Raw genomic sequence first — 7,387 nt, 5'->3', positions numbered from 1 at the left:
CTCTTCACCACCACCCAGCCCCAGACAGTGTGATGGGGCAGGGCCTCCGGCCCCGCCCCACCAACACCAACGAACCCCAATCCGAAAACGCAACAGCCTCCACACGCGGTGAAAGTCTCCTTCACCTCACCTTCCGATGGATTCCGGTGCCCCAGGCCCGCGCTACGTCACTGTCCTCAAGGGGCCCTTCACGACACCGAGCCCACCGACCCGGAAAGCCTCCAATGTGCCGTTGGGGACGCTCAACGTCCCCAATGCCACATTGGGCGCACAGCTCAACGACATGACACGGTTGCCTTACTCCTCAATAGAACCGCCCTTGCCACTCACGAGGCCTTGTACCGCCGCGCTTCATGTACTGGGGAAGGTGTGAAGGTCGAGTTTCCTCGGCTGAGCCGAGGGAAGGGGTCCTTCACGCGGAGTCGCTGTGACGGCTGGTACACGTGGGGCGAGCGTGGCGATCGCCAACCGCAGCCAGAATCCAGTCGGCACCTAAGACTCGCCGGCCCTAACCCGACTCACCACTCGCGCCCCCTTCACGAAGCCGCGCAAACGGACACTGTCATCACAGCAAGGGTCCCTTAAGGATGGTCAGGAACGACCACGTGCTCCCTGACGACTCCGGCACGCCACCTTTGCCTCACTCCTCAAACAAGCCGGGATGTCGTGACAGGGAACCTCCCGCCACTTTTCGCCCTGAACGGCCCTTTCATGACCTCCGGAGGCCACGGGACACCGGAAACTGTCGTACCCCGGTGGTCTCCTTTTCCCAGGCGACAGCGGGCCCCGTCCGGGGCCCGCGCCGAAACTGAGGAGGAAGTCCCATGGCCGGAGAAACGGTGCTCACGGTGATCGGCAACCTGACGACCGACCCGGAGCTGAGGTTCACCCCGTCGGGAGCGGCGGTCGCGAACTTCACGGTCGCGTCGACGCCGCGCGTGCTGGACCGCGAGAGCGGGGAATGGCGCGACGGCGAGCCGCTGTTCCTGCGCTGCTCACTGTGGAAGCAGGCCGCGGAGAACCTGGCCGAATCACTCACCCGCGGCACCAGGGTGATCGTGCAGGGGAGGCTGAAACAGCGCTCGTTCGAGACCAAGGAAGGTGAGAAACGGACGGTGGTGGAACTCGACGTCGACGAGATCGGCCCGTCGCTGCGCTACGCCACGGCGAAGGTGAACAAGGCGGGCCGGAGTTCGGGTGGCACCCCGTCGGACGGCGCGTGGGAGCGACCGCCGGTGACCGCCGGCAGTCCGGAGCCGCCCTTCTGACCCGGCGGATTCCCTCTCGGGAGGGAGCGATCTCCCCCGCCCGCGCCATGCCGTCGCGCGCCTCCGGCTCGGATGCTGGAAGTCGTGAACACGACCACGATCGTCACCGAACTCGGCCTGGACCCGGCCGACGAGCGGCACGCGGAGTTCGCCGTCGGACTCCGCACCGGGCTGTCCCGGGTCGAAGACAGACTTCAGGAGGTGTTGCGCAGTCCCGGTTATCCGGAGCTCACCGAAGCCGCCACCCATCTCGTCCGCGCGGGCGGGAAACGGCTCCGGCCGTTGATGGCGCTGGCCGGAGCGGCGTTCGGCGAGCGCCATCAACGGGCGGAGCGGGACGACGCGATCTCGGCGGCCGTGCTCGTCGAACTCGTCCACGTGGCGACGCTCTACCACGACGACGTCATGGACGAGGCGCCGATGCGACATGGCGTGGCGAGTGCGAATTCCTTGTGGGGCAACAAGAAGGCCGTCCTGATCGGCGACTACGTGCTCGCCCGCGCGGCGCGGGTCGGCGCCGGGCTCGGCGACTACGCGTTGCGCTCGCAGGCGAAGACGTTCGGCAGGCTCGTCCGCGGTCAGTTCCTCGAGACGACAGGGCCGTTCGAGGACTGTGGACGGCACGCGCCCTACGAGCATCACATCCAGGTGATGGCCGACAAGTCCGCGTCGCTGATCGCGATGGCGGGACGGCTCGGTGCCCAGGTGTCGGGCGCGGATGAGCGGACGATCGAAACGTTGGGCCAGTACGGCGAACTGCTCGGTGTCGCGTTCCAGATCTCTGACGACGTCCTCGACATCGCAGCGTCCACGACCGACCTCGGCAAGTCGGCGGGCACGGATCTCCGCGAAGGGATCGTCACCTTGCCGATGCTTCACGCGCTCGACGACGAAGGGCCCGGTGCCGCCCGCTTGGGCGAGATCATCGGCCACGGGCCGGTTCCCGATCCGGCGCTCCGCGACGAGGCGCTCGGGCTTCTGCGCGAGTCCGCCGGTGTCGATCGCGCCCTCGCCGAAGCCCACGGATTCGCCGCCAAGGCCAGGGACCTCGCGCTCAGCCTCCCGGAGTGCCCCGCCGGGGCGCTGCTCGTCGGGCTTTCGGCGTTCGTGGTCGACCGCGGCGAATAGGCCCCGCGGTACGTGCGGCCGGGGTTAGGGTGGCGGAATGGCCACCGAAACCCTAGAGAACGTCGAAGGCCGTGACATCGGCTCCGGAGTCTCGATCATCCGCGAGCGGACCGACGTCGACGGTTCCGGACCGAGGCTGCACCAGCACCCGTACCGCGAGACGTTCGTCATCATCCGCGGCCGGGCCAGGTTCACCATCGGGGATGCCGAACGCGAAGGCGGGGCGGGTGAGGTCCTGGTGGTGCCCGCGGAAACCCCGCACAAGTTCGCCGTGATCGGACCGGAAACCTACGAAGCCGTCCACATCCACGAGAGCGACCGGTTCATCACCGAGTGGCTCGAATAAATTCTGTCGGCCGCAAGAAACCCCTTCCCGGCTAGAATCCGACGATTGTGCCCGTGGTCGGCGGGCACCCGAGGCGACGGGAACCGGGAACTGTGACCGACGTGGCGGACCGCAGCGGTGACGAAACCCGCCGGGTGGACAGATTCGATCAGCGACGTGCGCAGCTGGCGATGTCGGCGCTCGTCACGTTGTCCGAACTGGGCTACGCCCGCACGAGCCTGCGGGAGATCGCGCAGAACTCCGAGTTCTCCCACGGGGTACTGCACTACTACTTCCGGAACAAGGCCGAGCTGATCACCTACTGCGTCAAGCAGTACAAGGCCGAATGCGTCACCCGGTACGACCGGATAGTCGAGACCTCGGAAACAGCGGAGGAACTGAAGCTGGCCTTCGGCGCCGCGACAGCGGGCACGCTGTGCGAGAACGCCCGGCTGCATCGGCTCTGGTACGACCTGCGCAACCAGAGCCTGTTCGAGAAGATGTTCCAGACCGACGTGCTCGCCATCGACGAGACACTCGAACTGATGATCTGGCGGGTCGTCGCCCGGTACGCGGAACTGCTGGGCAAGCCGCTGGATCTCGCGCCGTCGACGACGTATGCGCTCTTCGACGGCCTGTTCCAGCAAGGCTTGCTGAAACACCTCGCCGGCCGGGAAGACGCGGCGAGATGCCTTCAGGATTCGGTCGGGCAAGTACTGGCGCGACTTTTCACCACTTGACGGTCGGGTACCAGATGACGCCGGTCCGGCCGAGCACGCGCAGATCCCAGTACAACAGCGTGAACGTGCCGGCGACCAGCAACGCGGACCCGGTCACCACGGCGATCCTGGTGGGTTTCGCGAGCATCCATCGCTGCGGCCGCCCGCCCGTGCCATGCGTGAGCAGCAGGAACAACAACGCCATCACCACGATGTTGCCGACGGATTGGAGGGCGAACGCGGCGGCGCCGTAGAAGACGTTGTGGCTTTCGGCCGCGCTGCGGAACATCATCCGGAACAGCGGGAACGGCCTGCCGATCAGGAACCCGCCGATGAGCGCGCCCATCAGGACGAGCGGCGCGGACGGGAACCGGCGGGTGAGACCGGCGATCGGGTTGCGGACGATACCGACGGAAGCCAGGCCCAGCACGATGAACACGATCCCGATCACACCGTAGACGATCATCGACTGGATGTTTCGCGGCGTCAGCTCGCTCGGCGACGAAGCGGTCGAGAACTGCGGCATCCGCGTGCCGACGAGCGCGACGATGACGCCGTACACCACCGAGACCGTCAGCATCCCCGCCGCGATCCAGCCCAGCGGCTTCAGGGTGTTGACGAACTTCGGCCGTCCGGCGGTCTCTCCGCCGACAAGCGGGGCAACGGCACCGAAGGCGGCGATGTTGCACGCGGTGAACGTTCCGGCGAGTCCCGACACGAAGGCGAAGAGTGTCCCGGCGAGGACTCCGCCGATCGGGGTCTCCTTGGCGTTGTGCCCGAGGAGGGTGTTGGCCACGCTGTCCCCGATCACACTGTCCACAAACGGCGCGGACCAGAGCGCCGTCAGGGCGAAACCGGCGAGGACGGACCAGAGCACCACCCGCCACCGGTGTTCCGGATACGGTCCGGAACCGAGGAAATTCGCTTGCGGGGTAACGGGAACGCGTTCGGTGACGGACATTCGTTCCTCCAGCGGCAGGTGGCTTCCCCCTGTCGCTCATCGTTGTTCCGCCATCGGGAGCGCGCCACCTCCAAAGTGCCGATCTGTCCTTGGTCCGACCGGCCCCGGGTATCCCGGATTCACCGGTCCGGCGGGTGTTTCCGAGGGAGCCGATAGGCTAGGTGCACCCGGTGGCCTGGAACGGATCTTCGCCTCTCGGCATCTGCCGCCGAACTCCGCCATCGCCGTACCGGCGCCGGTCGGTGATGCCTCGAGAGGAACCGTCGGCGGCCTTGATCCGAAACGGAGCCGTCATTCCATGAGTGGCCCGATTCCCAGCGCCGACGCGGTCCGGACGGCGTTGACCCGCCTGAGGACACGAACCGGCCCGAGCGCGGCCAGGCCGCGTTCGACCGACGTCGGGGTGCGGGCGCTCTTCGATCTGCCCGTCGTCAAACAGGCCACGTCCGCGGACGGCCTGGAGCCGGAGGCGGCGGACAAGGTCATCCGGCGGCTCGCCGGCCAGCTTCCCCTGACCGAGCTCGCGATCGTCGACGCCGCGCTTTCCCTCGGCCTGCTCGCGAAACGGCTGCCCGGCCGCCGGGAGATCGCCTCGCTCTACGCCGCCGACGTCGGGGAACGCCGCGAGCGTCTGGTGGATCTGTGGAGCGGGATCCACGATTGGCTCGGGGTGCCACCTCCGGACACCTCGATGACGGTCCGTGGCCTGCGCACGACGCAGGAGGCCGACGCCATCGAGAAGCTCGCCGAACTGTGCGTCCGCGAATCGTGGCCGGAACCGAGCCCGGCGGAGGCGGGCCGGTCGTCGCGGTGTTCATGACCCCGTCCGGACGAGGCAGGTACCTCTCGTGGATGAACCAGAGGCTGGTCCGCCTGGCCCCCACCGATTTCACACCGCGAGACCGCGGAGCGCGCTCGAATCGTCGGACGCGGTCGTGATCACTTTCGAACAACCGCTCGATACGACCCGTGCCGCGTTGCGCACGGTGGGCGAACTGGAGAACGAGCCTCTCGTCGTCGTCAGACCGGCACCTCCGGTCAAGGATCCGAAAGCGCTTTACGCTCATTTCAAGGACATCGACTTCTTGATCGGTACTCGCCGGGAGCTGCAGAAGCTCATGCCGGGCGTCAAGGGAGAGCTGAGCACCGAAGAGCTGGCGAAGGATTTGCGCCCGGTTCCCGGCCCGGCTGCGGGACACCCCGGGTGCCCGCGAAGTGTTCAGCGCGGCCTTGATCCACCGGATACTGACGAAGGGACGAAAGCCCGACAGCGCCGATCTCGAATGGGCCACCGCCGCCATGAGCGCGTCACAGTCGTCCGGCGGCGTCGCCGATTCGATGCCGGACGTCCACAAAGTGGAGCGGATCGTCGAGGCGCAAGTGGAGGGTGACCGAATAACCCCGAAAAGGTGAAAGCTCTGGATTCTCGTGGGATCATCGTAAGACGCGTGCCGCCGGGGCGAAACGGCAGCACGGCCACCTGCTCAGGCTACCGAATCCTGCGGAGGACGATGGACTTCGACGAGGTCGCGGACGCGCTCTACGCCGGCGATCCGGCCGAGTTCGTTCCGGTGCGCAACCAGCGGGCGAAAGAGGCCAAAGCGGCGGGCGAGCCCGCGTTGGCCGAACGCATCCGCGCGCTCAGGAAACCCACGCTGGCGGCCGCGATCCTCAATCGCCGGGCGGGGTCTCCCGAGCTGGCGGAACTGGCCCGGCTGGGTGACGATCTGCGAAAGGCGCATTCGGCGCTGGCAGGCGCGGAACTGCGCAAGCTCACCCGGCGGCGTCAGGAACTGGTGAACCGGATCCTGCAGGACGAGCGCTCGATGAGCGATCCTGTCACTCGCGAAGTCGAAGCGACGCTCGAAGCCGTCGTGGCCGATCCCGAGGTGGCGGCCCTCGCGCTGGCCGGCCGGCTGAGCAGTGGCACCGGCAGCGCCGGCGACCAGTGGCTGACCAGCGGTTTCATTCCGCCACCGAATCGGGAACCCGTGCCGGACCGGGAAAAGCCCGCCACCGTGTCGCATTTGGACGATCGGCGGAAGGCGAAACGGGAGGCCGCCGAGAAGGCCGAGCAGGAGCGGATCGACAAAGCCCGGGAGGAGGCCGAACGCGAACAGAAACGGGTGGCGGAGTTCAACCGGCTCCGGCGCGAAGCGGCCGATCTCGCGAAGGCCTGCAGGCAGGCGGAAATCGAACTCGCCCGAGCCGAACGCCGGACCGAGAAGGCCACGGAAAAGGCGAACGACCTCCGGCGTCGGCTCGCCGACGCCGAACTCGAGGAGGAGGCGGCGAACGGCGAGACCGCCGCCGCCCAGAGCACCTTGACCGACCTGCGCACCGAGGCCGGGCGGATCGACGAGGCCCTCGAACAGTTCTAGACAGGCTGGCGAACCCGCGTGGCTGCCACCCGGCGTCCGTAAGCCGTCTTCCCGCCCGGCTTGTACACCGACAGCACGGTCATCGTCAGGTACATCGTCGTGGACACGATGATCGGGTAGAACCCGTCCACGCGGCGGCCCGCCGGCACGAGCACACCGTCCATGGTGGACTCGGCCGCCGCCGCCAGCTCCCGAAGCCCCGGCAGCAGGGAGAACAACGTCAGCCCGGCGGCGATCAGGGTCAGCAGCAGTTTGACCGCGACCCACTTGTACCGGATCAGTCCCCATTTCGTGCCGAGGCTGAGCACGATCCCGCTGATCAGGGCGGTCAGGCTCACCGGCAGCAGGAGGTAGCCGCCGATCTGTCCCATCATCAGGATGGCCGCGTGCTGGCGCCGGGCGTCGTCGGTGAACACCGAGGTGAAGGTCAGGACCGTGTTCACCATGGTGATCCCGAGCCAGCCGAGTGACGAGACGACATGGACGACGAGGACGAGCTTCCGCCAGCGCGGGGTGAGCGTCATCGGCGGTCGCCGCGCCGTGGAGGTACTCATGCGCCCAGTGTTTCGGCGGACGGGGCTCCCGTCGTCCGTCGTGGAGCGGCA

At 67.5% G+C, this 7,387-nt stretch carries 9 protein-coding genes; 7 read left to right on the top strand and 2 right to left on the bottom strand.

What is annotated here, in order from left to right:
* The first annotated feature begins 824 nt into the window (after positions 1–824).
* The 4 genes from ACFOSH_RS05790 to ACFOSH_RS05775 all read left to right on the top strand — a co-directional run bounded on the left by ACFOSH_RS05790 (position 825) and on the right by ACFOSH_RS05775 (position 3,461).
* The gene (locus ACFOSH_RS05790) at positions 825–1,268 is read left to right on the top strand and encodes a single-stranded DNA-binding protein (RefSeq protein ID WP_378237629.1); all 444 of its coding nucleotides are present in this window, start codon (positions 825–827) and stop codon (positions 1,266–1,268) included.
* A gap of 84 nt (positions 1,269–1,352) precedes the next feature.
* The gene (locus ACFOSH_RS05785) at positions 1,353–2,396 is read left to right on the top strand and encodes a polyprenyl synthetase family protein (RefSeq protein WP_378237628.1); all 1,044 of its coding nucleotides are present in this window, start codon (positions 1,353–1,355) and stop codon (positions 2,394–2,396) included.
* A 37-nt stretch (positions 2,397–2,433) separates the two neighbouring features.
* Positions 2,434–2,742 (top strand): cupin domain-containing protein, encoded by a 309-nt coding sequence (locus ACFOSH_RS05780; protein ID WP_378237627.1) that lies wholly within the window; start codon positions 2,434–2,436, stop codon positions 2,740–2,742.
* 92 nt (positions 2,743–2,834) lie between these two features.
* The gene (locus ACFOSH_RS05775; protein WP_378237626.1) at positions 2,835–3,461 is read left to right on the top strand and encodes a TetR/AcrR family transcriptional regulator; all 627 of its coding nucleotides are present in this window, start codon (positions 2,835–2,837) and stop codon (positions 3,459–3,461) included.
* Here the strand turns inward: ACFOSH_RS05775 and ACFOSH_RS05770 are convergent.
* Positions 3,451–4,401 carry a hypothetical protein gene (locus ACFOSH_RS05770; RefSeq protein ID WP_378237625.1) on the bottom strand — a complete coding sequence of 317 codons (951 nt, stop codon included), beginning with the start codon at positions 4,399–4,401 and terminating at the stop codon, positions 3,451–3,453. The two genes, ACFOSH_RS05775 and ACFOSH_RS05770, sit on opposite strands and share 11 nt — an antisense overlap.
* 298 nt (positions 4,402–4,699) lie before the next feature.
* On the opposite strand from ACFOSH_RS05770, the gene ACFOSH_RS05765 reads away from it, so the two are divergent.
* The 3 genes from ACFOSH_RS05765 (at position 4,700) to ACFOSH_RS05755 (ending at position 6,782) form a co-directional block, all read left to right on the top strand.
* Positions 4,700–5,221 carry a hypothetical protein gene (locus ACFOSH_RS05765; RefSeq protein WP_378237624.1) on the top strand — a complete coding sequence of 174 codons (522 nt, stop codon included), beginning with the start codon at positions 4,700–4,702 and terminating at the stop codon, positions 5,219–5,221.
* Between the two features lie 395 nt (positions 5,222–5,616).
* The gene (locus tag ACFOSH_RS05760) at positions 5,617–5,814 is read left to right on the top strand and encodes a hypothetical protein (RefSeq protein ID WP_378237623.1); all 198 of its coding nucleotides are present in this window, start codon (positions 5,617–5,619) and stop codon (positions 5,812–5,814) included.
* Positions 5,815–5,912: 98 nt separating this feature from the next.
* Entirely contained in the window at positions 5,913–6,782 is an 870-nt protein-coding gene (locus ACFOSH_RS05755; RefSeq protein ID WP_378237622.1) for a hypothetical protein, read from the top strand.
* On the opposite strand, the gene ACFOSH_RS05750 is transcribed toward ACFOSH_RS05755, so the two are convergent.
* Positions 6,779–7,336, bottom strand: a complete 558-nt coding sequence (locus tag ACFOSH_RS05750) for a hypothetical protein (protein WP_378237621.1) — start codon at positions 7,334–7,336, stop codon at positions 6,779–6,781. The genes ACFOSH_RS05755 and ACFOSH_RS05750 overlap by 4 nt on opposite strands.
* Positions 7,337–7,387: the final 51 nt, after the last annotated feature.

The organism is Amycolatopsis speibonae (assembly GCF_042647925.1).
Taxonomy (GTDB): Bacteria; Actinomycetota; Actinomycetes; order Mycobacteriales; family Pseudonocardiaceae; genus Amycolatopsis; species Amycolatopsis speibonae.
Note: the sequence above shows the minus strand (reverse complement) of the source record. Positions and strands in the feature narration are given on the sequence as shown.

Bases quoted from the DNA above. Each gene is read 5' to 3' on its own strand.
- ACFOSH_RS05790 (WP_378237629.1), top strand. From the start codon at position 825: ATGGCCGGAGAAACGGTGCTCACGGTGATCGGCAACCTGACGACCGAC.
- ACFOSH_RS05780 (WP_378237627.1), top strand. From the start codon at position 2,434: ATGGCCACCGAAACCCTAGAGAACGTCGAAGGCCGTGACATCGGCTCC.
- ACFOSH_RS05770 (WP_378237625.1), bottom strand. From the start codon at position 4,401: ATGTCCGTCACCGAACGCGTTCCCGTTACCCCGCAAGCGAATTTCCTC.
- ACFOSH_RS05765 (WP_378237624.1), top strand. From the start codon at position 4,700: ATGAGTGGCCCGATTCCCAGCGCCGACGCGGTCCGGACGGCGTTGACC.
- ACFOSH_RS05755 (WP_378237622.1), top strand. From the start codon at position 5,913: ATGGACTTCGACGAGGTCGCGGACGCGCTCTACGCCGGCGATCCGGCC.
- ACFOSH_RS05750 (WP_378237621.1), bottom strand. From the start codon at position 7,336: ATGAGTACCTCCACGGCGCGGCGACCGCCGATGACGCTCACCCCGCGC.